Origin of the sequence: Pseudoalteromonas sp. CF6-2, from assembly GCF_021729425.1 — a bacterium.
GTDB classification, from domain to species: Bacteria; Pseudomonadota; Gammaproteobacteria; order Enterobacterales; family Alteromonadaceae; genus Pseudoalteromonas; species Pseudoalteromonas arabiensis.
In genome coordinates, this window is record NZ_CP091442.1 from 1,823,170 (window position 1) to 1,837,406 (window position 14,237).

Sequence of the window (14,237 nt, forward strand, 5' to 3'; positions counted from 1 at the left end):
CTTAATTGTTGTTTTTAAAAGTTGTTTAACGTATCAAGGGTTACCGAATGATACGTTATGAACTTTTAATGAAGTGCAGCTGTAAACGGAATCTTCTTACATATTTCAGCTTCGGCAACGAGGATCTCTTCTAATCTTGTATCCACTTCTGTTTTGTCAAAGTATTCATATGCAAGTTCAACAAATAAGTTTTTATGTTTTTCTTCAGACTTGGCGATAGCTACATAAAAATCTTTTTCTTTACCAGCAGGAAGTGCCTCGGCAACTAAAGAGAAACGTTCATGACCTCGCGCTTCAATAACACCAGCGACTAATAATCGGTCCATTAAAAACTCATCACGGCCATTTCTGAATAATGCGCGAATATTCTTAATATAAGGATCTTTTTGATCATTACCTAATGAAACATCACGTTCCATTAAAAGCTTAAGTACTTGTTTAAAATGAATCATCTCTTCTAAAGCCAAATCAGTCATAGCTTTAACCAGCTTACGACGATCTGGATAATGAGATAGCATTGACATAGCCATACCCGAAGCTTTTTTTTCAGCTGCGGCATGGTCTTGCAAGAAGGTATCAAAGTCTGCAAGAACACCTTCAGTCCATTCAAATGGCGTGTGATATTTTAATTCAAACATAATAGCGAACAACTTAACTAATAATGGCGGCGATTTTAGCGCATTTACGTTATAAAATCTTGTGATTGTAACCCAGTGACTTATCTATTTTTCCATTTCGTGTAGAGGCCACTTTGTTAGGGTGTTTTATGTCATTCCAAGCTGTTACTTTGCCCGCTATATTCAGTGGTTTAAAGGTGATAGTTTGCTCTGTTTGAAGAAAGTTTTGAAGTAGTTTAGGACTTTGCTCATCAGCAACACTCAAAGACAAGAGCTGGTGCTCTCGCCCTCTAAAATACTCAGAAACTTGATTTTGGTGGCGGTTATAACACTGGGTTAGGTATTCGTCAGATTCAATATCGGACAAATTAAAACAGCCAAAAGTATCTAAGTAACAACGTTTAAGGTGAGTATTAAAGCCACCATCTTCTCGCATTAAGTTGGTGTGCATGCGTGTAAGCAGTTGCCTTATAGATGGCAGCCATTTAGTTAGCTCGCGCTCTAAATTAATAAATCTACAATTATCGAAGTGCTTGTCGAGTAGTTTATATTCATTGAACACTGGGGTATCGGCAATAACTTCTGCGTTGTGGATTGATTGTTGGGTATAAGCCGTGTGTGCTGTTTTATATCCTAGCTCTAAAAAGCTATGGCATATGCTGGTTGTGCCTGTGCGCGGCAAACCGATTATAAATATCTTATTTTTCATTCACAGTCTGTATGGTTAACCACAAAGAAGCATCGCTTACAGGGGTTAATGGAGGTAAATCTTTATTTTCTAATTCTATAATAGTCTTAGTGTGTATGCTGGCATTATTGATTGCTGCGCCATTATATTTATAAAAAAGGCGATCAAATTCGCCATTTTCACGCATGATATTAATACCCTTAGTGACTGCATCAGCAATTTTAGTGTTGTTCTTATTAAAAAAGAAATATATTGGGCTTGGGTATTTCAGCATGAGTTGTGGTAACACTTCAAGTTCCATGTCATTTTCAAATATTGCTTTTTCTATATCAACTTCCAGAATTGAACGAGGAAACAACTGCCCTCGCCCTTTATTTAGCATGTTAAAAAGTGACGTATAATCTAAAGAGGTAAATACAACGAGTCCGTTGTCTCGAAGTATTTTTGTATCGGGCCAGTCTTGCCCTTGAACGAAGTAAACCGTCTTTAAATCATCTAACGTGTGCAGTTGCTCTAGCTGCTTTAATTGCGATTGGGTTGTTAAAAGTAAACGCCATCCGTATAAACCTTTGAACAAAGGCACTCTTAATGGGAATAATCGTTGCTCTCGCTCAATCGTTGTCATGGTCCAGTTGACGTTGATCTCTCCACCAACTTCTATTTGTCTTAGTACACGGCTTTGGCCTAGAAGGTGTTTAGAAGGAGTTAGTATGAACTTTACACCACTATGTTCTAAAGCAGAGCGAAGTAAAATGAGCGGATAAAGCACCTCTTCATCTAAATTTGGCATGGTCTTAGGGTACACCACACGGAGCGTTTGATTATCTGAAGTTATGCTTGATGTTGAGTTGTCCATTTCTACACTTGCAAGCGCGCTTTGACAACATAAAAGAAAGGCAAGTGTAAAAACAGACGTTTGCATAAGCTAAATAACTCGTGTGATTAATAATAAAACTGCGCTTAGTATCATAGTTAAAAAGGTAAGCCCCATTCCAATAACACGGAATTTCAATTGATTTTCTGCTAGTGCGTAACTGTGGCAAATGCGTCCGACGACTAACATTAAACCTAAAACATAGCAGTAATGGCTTGAAAGACCTTGATACTCTACTAAAAATAGCAGAATCAACGAAAAAGGCACGTATTCGATAAAATTTCCATGGGTGCGAATTGCAGCATTTAATGTGCTGTCTCCGCCGTCTCCCAACGAGATTTTCTTTTTTTTGCGTAGGTTAATTACCCTAAAACTTAACTGGATGTACATTATTGCCAAAACGGCTGCAAATATTGAAACAATCACATTTTTTCCAAATTTTTATTTAACATTAGACGCTTAGCCAAGTTTATTGCTAGGCTGTTTGTATATTCTCAACTATTATGACTTGATCATATCGAAAGTCTAACTGTTCTTAAGGAAGTGCATGTTTACGCCAAGAAAATTAGCTGATAACTACCGAGAAATGATAAGCAGTATAGGGTTTTACCCATCTATGCTCTCGGTGATGTTTTTAGTTTTTGCTTTAGTGACAACGGCAATTGAGTATTCGTCTTTATCGATGGAATTTAAAGAGCTCATTGGTGTGTTACTGGTCGACAGTGAAGAAAACGCCAGAACCATCTTAAGCACACTAGCAGGCAGTATTATTTCACTCACTGTGTTTAGCTTTTCGATGGTAATGGTTGTATTAAATAGTGCCAGTGCCAGCCTGTCTCCCAGAGTACTTCCTGGCCTCATTACTCGTAAATCACATCAACTTGTACTGGGTTTTTATTTAGGTAGCATTATTTACACCATTATTATGCTTATTAATATCCGTACTATTGGGGATGGAGATACGGGGATCCCTTCTCTGGGCATCTTGTTTTCATTAATTTTTGGCCTTATTTCATTGGGCTTTTTTGTTTACTTTATTCACTCAATTTCTAAAGCAATTCAAGTGGATAATGTTCTCAACGATTTATTCAAGAATACCAAAGCGGAGCTAAAGAGTATTATTTCAATGCAGGAGGAGAACCCTGTTAACGACTTTCCTCGCTTTGATGATTGGCATAGCATTAAAAGTAAAACAGAAGGTTACTTTAAAGGTGCACACAGTGATAAATTATGTGCTTTGTGTAAGAAACATAACATCAGAATTTATATCTCGGTTAAACAAGGTTTTTTTACGGTTAAAGGTTATCCCTTTTTAAAGTGTGATACGGATTTATCAGATAAACCTGAACTTGTAGAAGAGCTGCTTGCTTGTTTTATTTTTTATATAGAAGAATACATTCGTGACCATTACCGCTATGGTATGACGCAAATTTCTGAAATCGCAGTAAAAGCAATGAGCCCAGGCATTAATGATCCTGGTACGGCAGTAAAAGCGATCGATATGTTGAGTATTCTACTCATTAAAAGGCTCAATATTAGCGATGTGAACTACTCGCTGAAGCATGCTGAGGGTGATAAGCCGTATTTATATCTGCACGAAACATCTTTTGACGAGCTATTGCACGATAACTTTACCCCTATACGCAATTACGCCAAGGGTGATGCTTATGTAATGGTTAATGTACTCGAAGCGTTTAAAAATATTCTATTCAGATCCTCTGAAAACAGTGAAGCCACAGAGAGCCTGTTCATTTATTTAGAAGCGATAGTAGAGGATATAGACCGTAATACAAGTAATGATTACGACAGAGAACAAATTACCAACATGCTAAAAGCAATTGCGAGAATATCTGAAGACAAAGGGGAAAAATTGGTGGCAAAATTTACCACCAATTCAGAAGATTAATTTTCGATAAGGTAAACAGCGTAACTACTGGCCGTGATGGTGATTTCACCACTTTGATAGGCATCCGGCACGTAGTTACCTGATGCATCTGCGGCAACCATCATTTTTTCAGCACGCATATACGGTTGTACATCGGTCTTTAGAGGACTATTCGAAGCCGTATATAAACCTTTTAGCTCTACACCATAATCACTTGCAAGCTCTTTTGCTGCTGCTTTGGCATCTTTTATCGCGAGCTTTTGTGCTTGTTTGTGCAGCTCATCATAGCGGCTAGAAACAAATTGAGTTTGATTTATTTCATTAATACCTGAATCAACAAGTTGCTGTAATAATATTGGGTATTTTTTTAAGTCTTCTAGGGTCAGAGATAAGCTTCGCGTTACACGGTAACCTACAAAATTTTGTTTACCTGTTTCTCTGTTATATTCGGTTTGTCTATCAATCGAGATATTAGAAGCATAAATACCTTTTTCATCTACACCTTGGCTTTTGGCTAACTTTATCGCTTTAGCCATAGTGGTGTCAGCTTTATTTTTTGCTGCTATTAGGTCTTTATCAACTTCGACGATACCCACTGTCAGCTTGACGTTATCAGGAATAGCGGTAACGGTTGCTTGGCCTTGAATGTAGATATGAGGTGAATCAGGTGCTGATTGAGCAAATACATTTAAACTGATTGCACTGGCAATTGTGGCAAAAACGAACTTACGCATAATTCATGTTCCTTAACTTAAACTCCGTTCATTATCACCTTAAAGGGTTAATTCAATATGAACAAGGCGATTGCGCAAATTTTTTAATAACGATAAAAAAACAGGCTAAAAAGCCTGTTTTTTCTAAATAGAAATAAAGAATTAAATACTACGACGTTTGTAGTTACGGTATTCAGGTAACCAGTAATTCTTTTCGATTGCAGCCCATAGAGCTTCATCACTTAATTCTAATGCAACGCCCTCTTCCATCGCTTTTTTAGCGACAGCAAACGCAATACGTTTACTTAAAGCCTGAATCTCAGTTAAGGCAGGTAACAAACTACCCTTACCGGTATTAGCGCGAGGCGAAGACTCTGCTAACGTTTCACTCGAGACAATTAACATTGCATCTGTAATACGGGTTGCTTTAGCTGCAATAACGCCTAAGCCAATACCTGGGAAGATGTAGCTGTTGTTACATTGAGGAATTGGAAATACTTGGCCATTGTAATTAACAGGATCAAATGGGCTACCTGAAGCAACAATTGCTTGGCCGTCTGTCCACTCGATTACATCAGCAGGAAGTGCTTCAACTTGCTTCGAAGGATTACTCAATGGGAAAATAATTGGCTGTGCACAAGATGCATGCATTGCACGGATAACTTGCTCTGTAAAGAGTCCAGGTTGACCAGATACACCGATTAAGATGTCTGGTTGTGCACAGTGCATTACATCAAGGAGTGATGCGTACTCACCACTGTAAGTCCACTCGCTTAAATGTGCTTTCGGTTGAGCTAGTGCATCTTGGAAATCACGTAAACCTTCCATACCTTCAGTAAGTAGACCAAAACGGTCAACCATGAAGATTTGAGAACGAGCTTGCTCATCGCTAATGCCTTCAGCAACCATAGTACTGATAATTTGCTCAGCGATACCACAACCCGCAGAACCTGCGCCAACAAACACTACTTTTTGCTCAGAAAGCTTTGCACCTTTTACACGACATGCAGCAAGTAATGAACCTACAGTCACAGCTGCTGTTCCTTGGATATCATCATTAAAGCTACAAATGTCGTTACGGTAACGTTTCAGTAAAGGCATTGCGTTCGGTTGTGCAAAATCTTCAAACTGCAACAGCACACTAGGCCAGCGACGTTTAACAGCTTTAATAAATAATTCTAAGAATTCATCATACTCGTCTTGTGATATACGCTTGTGACGTGCGCCCATGTACATTGGGTCATTTAGCAGTTTTTCGTTATTCGTACCAACATCAAGCATTACAGGTAATGTATAAGCAGGGCTGATACCACCACACGCTGTGTAAAGTGATAATTTACCGATTGGAATACCCATGCCACCAATACCTTGGTCACCTAAACCAAGAATACGCTCACCGTCCGTTACAACGATAACTTTAACTTTACCTTTTGTAGCATTACGTAAGATATCATCAATTTGAAAACGATCTTCATACGAAATAAATAAACCACGGGCACTGCGGTAAATATCCGAGAATTTTTCGCACGCATCACCTACTGTTGGTGTGTAAATGATAGGCATCATTTCTTCAAGATGATCACGCACTAAGCGGTAGTATAAGGTTTCATTGTTATCTTGAATTGCGCGTAAGTAAATGTGCTTATTTAGGTTGTCGCTAAAGCTTGAATATTGCTGATAACAACGCTCAACCTGCTCTTCGATAGTCTCGTAACGAGGAGGTAATAAGCCAGCTAGGTTGAAACTTTCTCTTTCTTTTTGTGAAAAAGCGCTGCCTTTGTTTAATAGCGGCGTTTCAATAAGGCCAGGGCCTGAATAAGGAATATATAGATAATTTGGATCGGTATTTGTAGTCATATTTCCAAGCTTTGATGCGTCATAATTATGACCTGACATTATTACTGTTAAAGGTGAAATTGCAATGACAAACCACCTTGTCAGACCATTGAAGAAAATGAATTTTATGCTCTAAACTGCATACTCTTTAGTATACATGAAAACTCAGCAGCTTTAAGGCTGCTGAGCACGTTTTTAATGGCTTTTATCACTTAAAGCAATACCTTCACGACGCGGATCAGCAGCGCCGTAAAGCTTACCCTCTTTTAGTTCAACAGCATGTAAACCAGAGTTTAAATCTAAGATGCGAACATTGTGTCCACGGTTAACAAATTCAGCTTTATGATTTGCAAGCTCGGTGCCTTTTTCAAGGCTGGTATAATTATTTCGGTTTGTAATGCGTGGTAAGTTGATCGCCTCTTGCGCGTCTAAATTCCAATCGAGAACACCAATAACCACTTGCGCTACATAATCAATGATACGACTACCACCGGGTGAACCAACCACTAAGCGCAAGCTACCGTCTTTGTTAAACACCATGACTGGCGACATTGAGCTACGCGGGCGTTTACCTGCTTCAACACGATTTGCTAAAGGTTTACCATCTTTTGTTGGCGATAAAGCAAAATCAGTCAGTTGATTATTTAAAATATACCCATTTACCATAACTGTTGAACCAAACGCCATCTCAATTGAACTGGTCATCGAAACTGCATTGCCTTCACTGTCAACAATAGATACATGACTCGTTGATGGCAATTCATACGCATCATCTTGTGCATAAGCAAGTGAGTTAGGTGGCGTGCCTGCTTCGGCATGAACATCTTTCTCTGAAATAAGTTTAGCGCGACTGGTAATGTACTCTTTGTTTAACAAGCCTTCGGTAGGGATTGCCATAAAATCAGGGTCACCCATGTATACATTTCGGTCGGCAAAAGCTAAACGCGATGCTTGAGTAAAATAATGAAGCGCTTGTACTGAGTTAGGTTCAAGCTTTGCCATTTCTTTGTGCTCAAGCAAGGCTAGAATTTGTAACACAGCAACTCCCCCACTGCTAGGTGGTGCCATTGAACACACTTCATATTGATGGTAATCAACACACACAGGTGCACGCTCTTTGCTTTGATAGCTTGCTAAATCCTCTACGCGAAGTGTGCCTGGCGCTACAATTGAATTTTGCACTGCATGAACAAGTTGTTGTGCATTTTCGCCTTTGTAAAAAGCATCAATACCGCGTTTTGCTATTTCTTTATAAAGTGCTGCAAGCTCAGGGTTTTTCTTAACAGTGCCAATAGCGAGCGGCTTTCCGTCTGGAAAAAAGTAATCACGAATAACGGGCAACTTTGTAACACCAGGGTTTAGTTCTTTAGCTAGTAACTTGTGCAGGCGAGGTGACACAACAAAACCTTGTTCTGCAAGCGCAATTGCAGGTTGGAATAGCGTTTGCCAAGAAAGCTTGCCGTAGCGTTTATGAGCTGATGCAAAGGCATGTAAAATACCCGGAACACCCACTGAGCGACCACCAACCACCGCTTCAATCCATTTAACCGCTTTACCGTGTTCATCTAAAAACAGCGTTTCATCCGCATTACTAGGTGCAGTTTCACGACCATCAAAACTTGTTAAACTTTTTGACTTGTTATCAAAGTACATCATAAAGGTGCCACCACCTATACCTGATGATTGCGGCTCAACTAATGTAAGAACGAGTTGAGTGGCAATTGCTGCATCAACTGCTGTACCGCCTTGTTCAAGCATTTTTTGCCCTGCTTTTACAGCATAAGGATTGGCTGCTGCGACCATATATTTATCGCCTTCAACGACCTGCTTATCAGCAAATCCCGTTGCCGCTTCTGGTTCTCTTGTTTCAATTTTTGCCGGTGCAGCTAAAAGTGTTGAACAATACAGTAATGAAGAAGAGAGCACGATAAGTGCTTTGGTTTTAAAAAACATAAAAAACTAAATCCCGGTTGTTTAATTGGCATCTTGGTGTGAAACGTGCACAATATGAAAAAATCTCTAAGCCATAAAAATAACATGATCAACCTGCCCCTGAAACCACTATATGTACTTCCTCCTTTATGTTTAATCTTACTAAGCACTTTTTTTGCGGCATTTAATCTTAATGATTATTTAGAATTTAATCGGTTGTTAGTTACAAATGGTGAATATTGGCGGATTTTTACGAGTCAATTCGTTCATGCAAATTGGCCTCATCTTTTCTTAAATTGCGCTGGTATTTTTTTAATATGGGCATTACATGCTGAGCATACATCACCATTTAGATACACTTTTAACATCGCTGTTCTTGCACTTTGGTGTGGATTAGGGGTGTGGTTATTTTGCCCTGATATTTATATTTATACGGGACTTAGTGCATTACTGCATGGTGTAATAATTTGGGGCTCGATAAAAGACGTACAAGCAGGCCTCTTTTCAGGCTGGTTGTTGTTCGTAGGCACATGGGCGAAAGTTATTTGGGAGCAAATTGCAGGCCCTAGTGATTCAGTAAGCCAATTAATTGCATCAAATGTGGCTATAGATGCCCATCTTATTGGTGCACTTGGTGGCACAGTACTGGCTTTGCCAGTATTTATAAATGTTTTAAAGTCTACATATAAAAACAGCCACTAATAAGTGGCTGTTTTGTATAAGTCCTAAAACTAAAGCGTTTCTTTGAACAACTTATAAATACGACGGTATTCATCTAACCAGCTTGATGGCTGTACAAAGCCATGCGGTTCAACTGGGAAAATAGCTGTTTCAAAGTTTTCTTTTTCAAGCTCAATTAAACGTTGTACTAGGCGCACAGAGTCTTGGAAGAATACGTTGTCATCAACCATAGGTGCGTTGATTAATAAGCGATTTTTCAAACCTTCCGCAAAATAAATTGGTGAACTCTTCTCATACGCAATTGGGTCAACATCTGGGTGATTTAAGATGTTCGACGTGTAAGGACCATTGTAGTGAGCCCAATCAGTTACCGGACGAAGCGCTGCACCTGCTTGAAATAAATCAGGTTGTGTAAATAGCGCCATGAATGTCATGAAACCACCGTATGAACCACCGTAGGTGCCTACCGCTTTTGTATCTACGTTAGCGTTGTCTGCCATCCAGCTTACGCCGTCTGCTAAATCTTGAATTTCTGGCGTACCCATTTGGCGATAAATTGCTGTACGCCAATCACGGCCATAACCTTTAGAGGCACGGTAGTCCATATCCATGACTACGTAGCCTTCTGAAGCCAATAGTGAGTGGAACATAAACTCGCGGAAGTAACCAGACCAACCCATGTGTGAGTTTTGTAAGTAACCTGCACCATGGTTAAAGATAACCGCTTTACGGGTTTTGCCTGTCTCGCCTTCTTTATAATCAGCTGGATAATATACTTTTGCGTAAATTGGCTGATCAGTGTGGCTTGAAGGCACAGCAACAATCTTAGGTGCAATTAACTTCTTCGCTAAAAACTCATCAGATACCGTGTGCGTTAACTGAGTTGCTTGGGTATTTGCTTTTGCATCAGCAACGTAAAGCTGAGGTGGCGACATAATCTTAGAGTGGGTTAGCAATAGTTTGCTTTCATCTGGACTTAACTGGTAGTCGGTCATGCCATCAAGGTTAGTGACTTGCTCAGACTCACCGTTTGCAGGGTTTACACGATAGATTTCGTAAAGACCTGGGTGCTCAACGTTAGCTTTGTAGTAAATTGCTGAGTTATCAGCCGTTAACGTTAAGTTAGAAACAACAAATTGGCCTTTAGTAAGCTGCGTTGCTTTACCGTTAAGTGGCTTTTTGTAAATATGGCTGTAACCAGACTCTTCAGATAGATAGTAAAGCGTATCAGAGTTGTTCAACCAACCAAAATCGTTGTATGCATAGTTAACCCACGCATCGTCATGTAAACGGTGCTGTGAAACAAGTTTGTTGTTTTGTGTATCAACAGTCACTAACCAACGGTCTTTGTTGTCCCATGCTTCAAGCATAAGAGCCACGTGTGAACCATCTGTGTTCCATTGGATTGCACTTTGATCCCAACCCCAATCCATCATTAGGTTGATAGCACGCGGCGCTTTTTCAGACTTGTAAGTTTTGCCATCACGAGCGTAGTTTTCTTTCTTAACAGCTGCAAGAACGTCTTCATCAAAACCAGGTAAGGTATCGAATGCAAGGGTTGTTTGCTCGCCTGATTTAAGGTCGATGTAAATAACATCTGAGCTGATTGGTTTTTCATCCGCAACGCGACGACGTACTTTTTCAGCTTTTACGCGCGCATCATCGGCAATGTAATTAGGCATGATATCGCCTTCATCGCGCCATGAGCGGTTTTCAGTGGTAACTGCAACGAGAGCTTGACCATTTGGTGAAAGCTGCACGTCTGCCAAACGTTTATCTTTACCTAAATAGAACTGTGAATTAGCAATACTGTCGTTTTGCTCATTAATTTGCTCTTTACGCGCTTCACGATCTTTTTTGTTTTTGTGAGTCAGCGCAATGTAATCAATTAGTTTGTGCTGCTCTTTTGCAATATACGTGTCTGGCTCTTGCACACCTTTAGGTGCATCGTCTAGGTGTAAGTTAACTAACTCAACTTGACGACCTGTTGCCAAATCAACTTTATAAAATGCATTACCTTGGCGATACGCAAGGCTGCCATCCGTTAAAAACTGCGGCTTTGATTGCTGTGCGCTGTCGTGTGTAATTTGTGTAATTTGACCAGTGCTTAGGTTTTTAACAAAGATATTACCTTCAAATGCATAAGCCTGTTGCTTTTTATCAGCCGAGTAAACTGCGTTTTTTGCACCTACGGTGTGTAATTTGTTTAACGCTAATTGTGATGCAGATTGACTATTAACCGCTTGCACATATAAATCGCGTAACTCACTACCCTGTTGCTTTTGTGCATAAACAATGCTGTTAGAATCACCATTCCAGAAAGCACGTTCTGGCTGACGGCCTAACCAATCAGGGTGAGCCATTGCTTGCTCTAACGTGATTTCAGCTGAGCCTGTGTCAGCAGGGGTAACAACAACAGGGGCTACATTGTTTACTTGTTCTTCAGAAGGTGTTGAGGCGGTTGATTGACAACCAGCTAGCATAAAGCTAGATGCGACTGCGAGAGCCACTAACGTTTTATTAGCAGTGGTTTTGAATTTCATAGTGCTTCTTACGGGGTTATTATAATTCGCCTTATTTAAGCAGAAGCACTGATGAAATAGCAATTTTTATAGGATAAACAGCCAAACTTTTCCGTTTAATAACAGCTTATTTCAAGCTAATATCAAGCCATACCATACGATGATCAGATGAGGCATTACGATCTTTAATCAAACGGTATAATTCTGAGCTTTTTACTGGCCAAAATACCCCGCCGTCATTGATCTCAATACCGTAATTAGAAGGGAGTACGTAATCAGCACGGGCTTGCCAATAGGCCGTGTAATTTTTTGCATATTCTTCTTTATAGGACTGTTTAGCCCCTTTGCTAGAAGGGGTAAATGAAGTATTCACTAGAGGGTTTTTCAAAATTTGGTCAGTTGTTTCAGGACGAGCTTTACCACCTTCAGGTGCCGCATTTAAATCCCCAACAATCACAAAGCGGCTTTTCGCTTTTAAGCCCCCTTTTTGGCCTTTGTCATCATAAATGTAGTTCGCATTATTGATGTAATCAGCAATTAGGCGCACTTCATCGTGATTACGCTTACCGTTACGGTCTTCATCACTATCAAAAACTGGCGGTGTTGGATGTGAAGCTAGTAGATGAACCGTTTTTCCTTTTACATCAATCGGTAAATCCCAAAATGATTTAGAGCTTAGGTGGATTGCTTGCCATTCCTCAGCAGAATACCAGTTTTTACCTGTTTTAGGGTCGATGGGCATTTGCGCATTTGGCATGTCTTTATATTTGAATGTTTGTAAAGTACGTGCTTTATCTAAATCAATTGGGTAACGTGACAGTACTGCCATCGCATAATGCCCTTCAAAGAAGCCAAAGCCCTGCGCGTCGCCTTTGTAATGCCCCTTTACACCATCGTTATCTAGATCAAATTCAGTAGCTAAACCCGTATTGACTGGTGCAATAAAATAATATGGATAGTCAATTGCAACCTGCTTATTTTGCGGTACTTGCAGATAGTTTTTGCGAAAAACGTTAATGCCTTTTTCAGCATCAATATAATCAAACTCGTTCAGTAGAATTACATCTGGTCTTACACGTTGAATAATTTCTGCTATGTTGCGAATTTGCTGGTGGTTACTCGCTAATGCTTTGCTTAAAGCATCTTTATCGACCGCCTCACCTTTTTTAGCATAATTTGTGGCGTCCATGCTCACGTTGAAAGTGGCAACACGCAGATCTGCAGCCGCTAAATTATTAGCAAACAAGCCTGCAGCAAGTGCTATTGAAGAACTTAATAAGGAATTTTTCATGAAATAAATCCGTCTACTATTAGTAGTAAAATAATACTGCTGACAATGATCCATAAGATCATCGCCATGATAAAAGGTTTAATGCCCGCTTGTTTTAAAACTGAAATTGATAAGCCACTGCCGATTAAAAATAAGGTCATTACCAAAACTTGCTTAGCACCTATGTTAAGGGCGTGCCACAGTGTTTGAAACTCTGGAAAACTTGAATTAATCAGCGCAGCAGCCAAGAAGCCTATAATAAACAAGGGGATACTGGCTTTTTCATCAGACTTCCAAAATACACCTGCGATACTCGTATACGGTATGATCCACATCGCTCTGGTGAGCTTAATGGTTGTTGCAATGGCAAGCGCAGATGCGCCATAAGCCGCGGAAGCCCCCACTACACTACTGGTATCGTGAATCGCAAGTGCCGCCCAAACCCCAAACTGATGCTCAGTCAGGCCAAAATAATGACCAATCATCGGAAATAACACTAAACCAAGGGCATTTAATAAAAACACCACGGCTAATGATATCGCCACTTCGTGATCTTTGGCCTTAATTACAGGCGCCATTGCTGCAATGGCGCTACCACCACAAATAGCAGTACCAAATGAGATGAGTACGCCAGTATTTTTATTTAACTTAAATAACTGCGATAAAATTTCGCCAAGGCCAATAATCGCGGTAATACTAACGATTGTAAGCACAATAGAGCTACGCCCTACTTCTATTACTTGGCTAAAATCAACAGCAAAGCCTAAGCCAATTACCGCCAACTTTAGCATCCATTTACTCATTTTTTGTGACTGCGCTGCAAATGGATTACCTAATAGCATGGCAAACAAAGCACCTACTACAAGTGCCGTAGCTGAGCCAACAAATGGCAAAGCAGATGCTAAAAATAACGTAATAAATAGTACTTGTTTTGGGCGTTCGGCTATCACAACGGTGCTCTGATCAATCTATTGGTTAACTTATGTACTACAGGTGCGACAAAAATAACGGTAGGAAATGCCACACAAAAAGCAAAAGCCCATGCTTTAAGCCAAATGGTTGCAATGTTATCAATTAAACCAACGTTAAAAATGCTGATCACTAAAGACATAAATCCAGACATAAACAGCGCCATAAAAAACGCAAATACGACTGTTCTAAATCGAGGATGTAACATAACAAGCTAATATTAATATAAAAATATTAGTCTATAGCAAGA

The 14,237-nt window shown here is 39.8% G+C and carries 13 protein-coding genes; 2 read left to right on the plus strand and 11 right to left on the minus strand.

The features are described 5' to 3' along the window. Positions 1 to 65 precede the first annotated feature (65 nt). The 4 genes from L3Q70_RS08440 to L3Q70_RS08455 form a co-directional block, all read right to left on the minus strand. On the minus strand, positions 66 to 638 hold the full coding sequence (locus L3Q70_RS08440; RefSeq protein ID WP_193988821.1) for a tRNA-(ms[2]io[6]A)-hydroxylase: 573 nt from the start codon (positions 636 to 638) through the stop codon (positions 66 to 68). 49 nt (positions 639 to 687) lie between these two features. Continuing rightward, entirely contained in the window at positions 688 to 1,326 is a 639-nt protein-coding gene (locus L3Q70_RS08445; RefSeq protein WP_193988822.1) for a sulfotransferase, read from the minus strand. After that, positions 1,316 to 2,161: a transporter substrate-binding domain-containing protein gene (locus tag L3Q70_RS08450; RefSeq protein WP_228074460.1), complete on the minus strand. Its 846-nt coding sequence runs from the start codon at positions 2,159 to 2,161 to the stop codon at positions 1,316 to 1,318. The genes L3Q70_RS08445 and L3Q70_RS08450 overlap by 11 nt, the downstream gene beginning before the upstream one ends. 69 nt (positions 2,162 to 2,230) lie before the next feature. Further along, positions 2,231 to 2,605 carry an MAPEG family protein gene (locus L3Q70_RS08455; protein WP_237114087.1) on the minus strand — a complete coding sequence of 125 codons (375 nt, stop codon included), beginning with the start codon at positions 2,603 to 2,605 and terminating at the stop codon, positions 2,231 to 2,233. A gap of 121 nt (positions 2,606 to 2,726) precedes the next feature. Here L3Q70_RS08455 and L3Q70_RS08460 point away from each other — a divergent pair, with 121 nt between their 5' ends. Next, a complete protein-coding gene (locus tag L3Q70_RS08460) occupies positions 2,727 to 4,085 on the plus strand; it encodes a DUF2254 domain-containing protein (protein ID WP_062569092.1) in 1,359 nt (452 codons plus the stop codon). Here L3Q70_RS08460 and L3Q70_RS08465 read toward each other — a convergent pair. From L3Q70_RS08465 to ggt, 3 genes are all read right to left on the minus strand, one after another. Further along, a complete protein-coding gene (locus L3Q70_RS08465) occupies positions 4,082 to 4,798 on the minus strand; it encodes an SIMPL domain-containing protein (RefSeq protein ID WP_237114088.1) in 717 nt (238 codons plus the stop codon). The genes L3Q70_RS08460 and L3Q70_RS08465 overlap by 4 nt on opposite strands. Positions 4,799 to 4,939: 141 nt before the next feature. Next, positions 4,940 to 6,634 carry an NAD-dependent malic enzyme gene (locus L3Q70_RS08470; protein ID WP_062569404.1) on the minus strand — a complete coding sequence of 565 codons (1,695 nt, stop codon included), beginning with the start codon at positions 6,632 to 6,634 and terminating at the stop codon, positions 4,940 to 4,942. Between the two features lie 174 nt (positions 6,635 to 6,808). Then, positions 6,809 to 8,566: a gamma-glutamyltransferase gene (gene ggt / locus L3Q70_RS08475; RefSeq protein WP_193988826.1), complete on the minus strand. Its 1,758-nt coding sequence runs from the start codon at positions 8,564 to 8,566 to the stop codon at positions 6,809 to 6,811. Positions 8,567 to 8,620: 54 nt separating this feature from the next. On the opposite strand from ggt, the gene rrtA reads away from it, so the two are divergent. Beyond that, on the plus strand, positions 8,621 to 9,247 hold the full coding sequence (rrtA, locus tag L3Q70_RS08480; protein ID WP_237114089.1) for a rhombosortase: 627 nt from the start codon (positions 8,621 to 8,623) through the stop codon (positions 9,245 to 9,247). 29 nt (positions 9,248 to 9,276) lie between these two features. Here the strand turns inward: rrtA and L3Q70_RS08485 are convergent, their stop codons facing one another. The 4 genes from L3Q70_RS08485 to L3Q70_RS08500 all read right to left on the minus strand — a co-directional run bounded on the left by L3Q70_RS08485 (position 9,277) and on the right by L3Q70_RS08500 (position 14,195). Beyond that, on the minus strand, positions 9,277 to 11,769 hold the full coding sequence (locus tag L3Q70_RS08485; protein WP_237114090.1) for a prolyl oligopeptidase family serine peptidase: 2,493 nt from the start codon (positions 11,767 to 11,769) through the stop codon (positions 9,277 to 9,279). Between the two features lie 106 nt (positions 11,770 to 11,875). Beyond that, entirely contained in the window at positions 11,876 to 13,039 is a 1,164-nt protein-coding gene (locus L3Q70_RS08490; RefSeq protein ID WP_237114091.1) for an endonuclease/exonuclease/phosphatase family protein, read from the minus strand. Continuing rightward, positions 13,036 to 13,968 (minus strand): putative sulfate exporter family transporter, encoded by a 933-nt coding sequence (locus L3Q70_RS08495; RefSeq protein ID WP_083515304.1) that lies wholly within the window; start codon positions 13,966 to 13,968, stop codon positions 13,036 to 13,038. Before L3Q70_RS08495 ends, L3Q70_RS08490 begins: the two co-directional genes overlap by 4 nt. Continuing rightward, positions 13,965 to 14,195: a DUF2798 domain-containing protein gene (locus L3Q70_RS08500; protein WP_062569098.1), complete on the minus strand. Its 231-nt coding sequence runs from the start codon at positions 14,193 to 14,195 to the stop codon at positions 13,965 to 13,967. The genes L3Q70_RS08495 and L3Q70_RS08500 overlap by 4 nt, the downstream gene beginning before the upstream one ends. Positions 14,196 to 14,237 lie beyond the last annotated feature (42 nt).

Bases quoted from the DNA above. Each gene is read 5' to 3' on its own strand.
- L3Q70_RS08460 (WP_062569092.1), top strand. From the start codon at position 2,727: ATGTTTACGCCAAGAAAATTAGCTGATAACTACCGAGAAATGATAAGC.
- L3Q70_RS08450 (WP_228074460.1), bottom strand. From the start codon at position 2,161: ATGGACAACTCAACATCAAGCATAACTTCAGATAATCAAACGCTCCGT.
- L3Q70_RS08440 (WP_193988821.1), bottom strand. From the start codon at position 638: ATGTTTGAATTAAAATATCACACGCCATTTGAATGGACTGAAGGTGTT.
- L3Q70_RS08465 (WP_237114088.1), bottom strand. From the start codon at position 4,798: ATGCGTAAGTTCGTTTTTGCCACAATTGCCAGTGCAATCAGTTTAAAT.
- L3Q70_RS08485 (WP_237114090.1), bottom strand. From the start codon at position 11,769: ATGAAATTCAAAACCACTGCTAATAAAACGTTAGTGGCTCTCGCAGTC.
- rrtA (WP_237114089.1), top strand. From the start codon at position 8,621: ATGAAAAAATCTCTAAGCCATAAAAATAACATGATCAACCTGCCCCTG.
- L3Q70_RS08470 (WP_062569404.1), bottom strand. From the start codon at position 6,634: ATGACTACAAATACCGATCCAAATTATCTATATATTCCTTATTCAGGC.
- L3Q70_RS08445 (WP_193988822.1), bottom strand. From the start codon at position 1,326: ATGAAAAATAAGATATTTATAATCGGTTTGCCGCGCACAGGCACAACC.
- L3Q70_RS08490 (WP_237114091.1), bottom strand. From the start codon at position 13,039: ATGAAAAATTCCTTATTAAGTTCTTCAATAGCACTTGCTGCAGGCTTG.
- ggt (WP_193988826.1), bottom strand. From the start codon at position 8,566: ATGTTTTTTAAAACCAAAGCACTTATCGTGCTCTCTTCTTCATTACTG.
- L3Q70_RS08500 (WP_062569098.1), bottom strand. From the start codon at position 14,195: ATGTTACATCCTCGATTTAGAACAGTCGTATTTGCGTTTTTTATGGCG.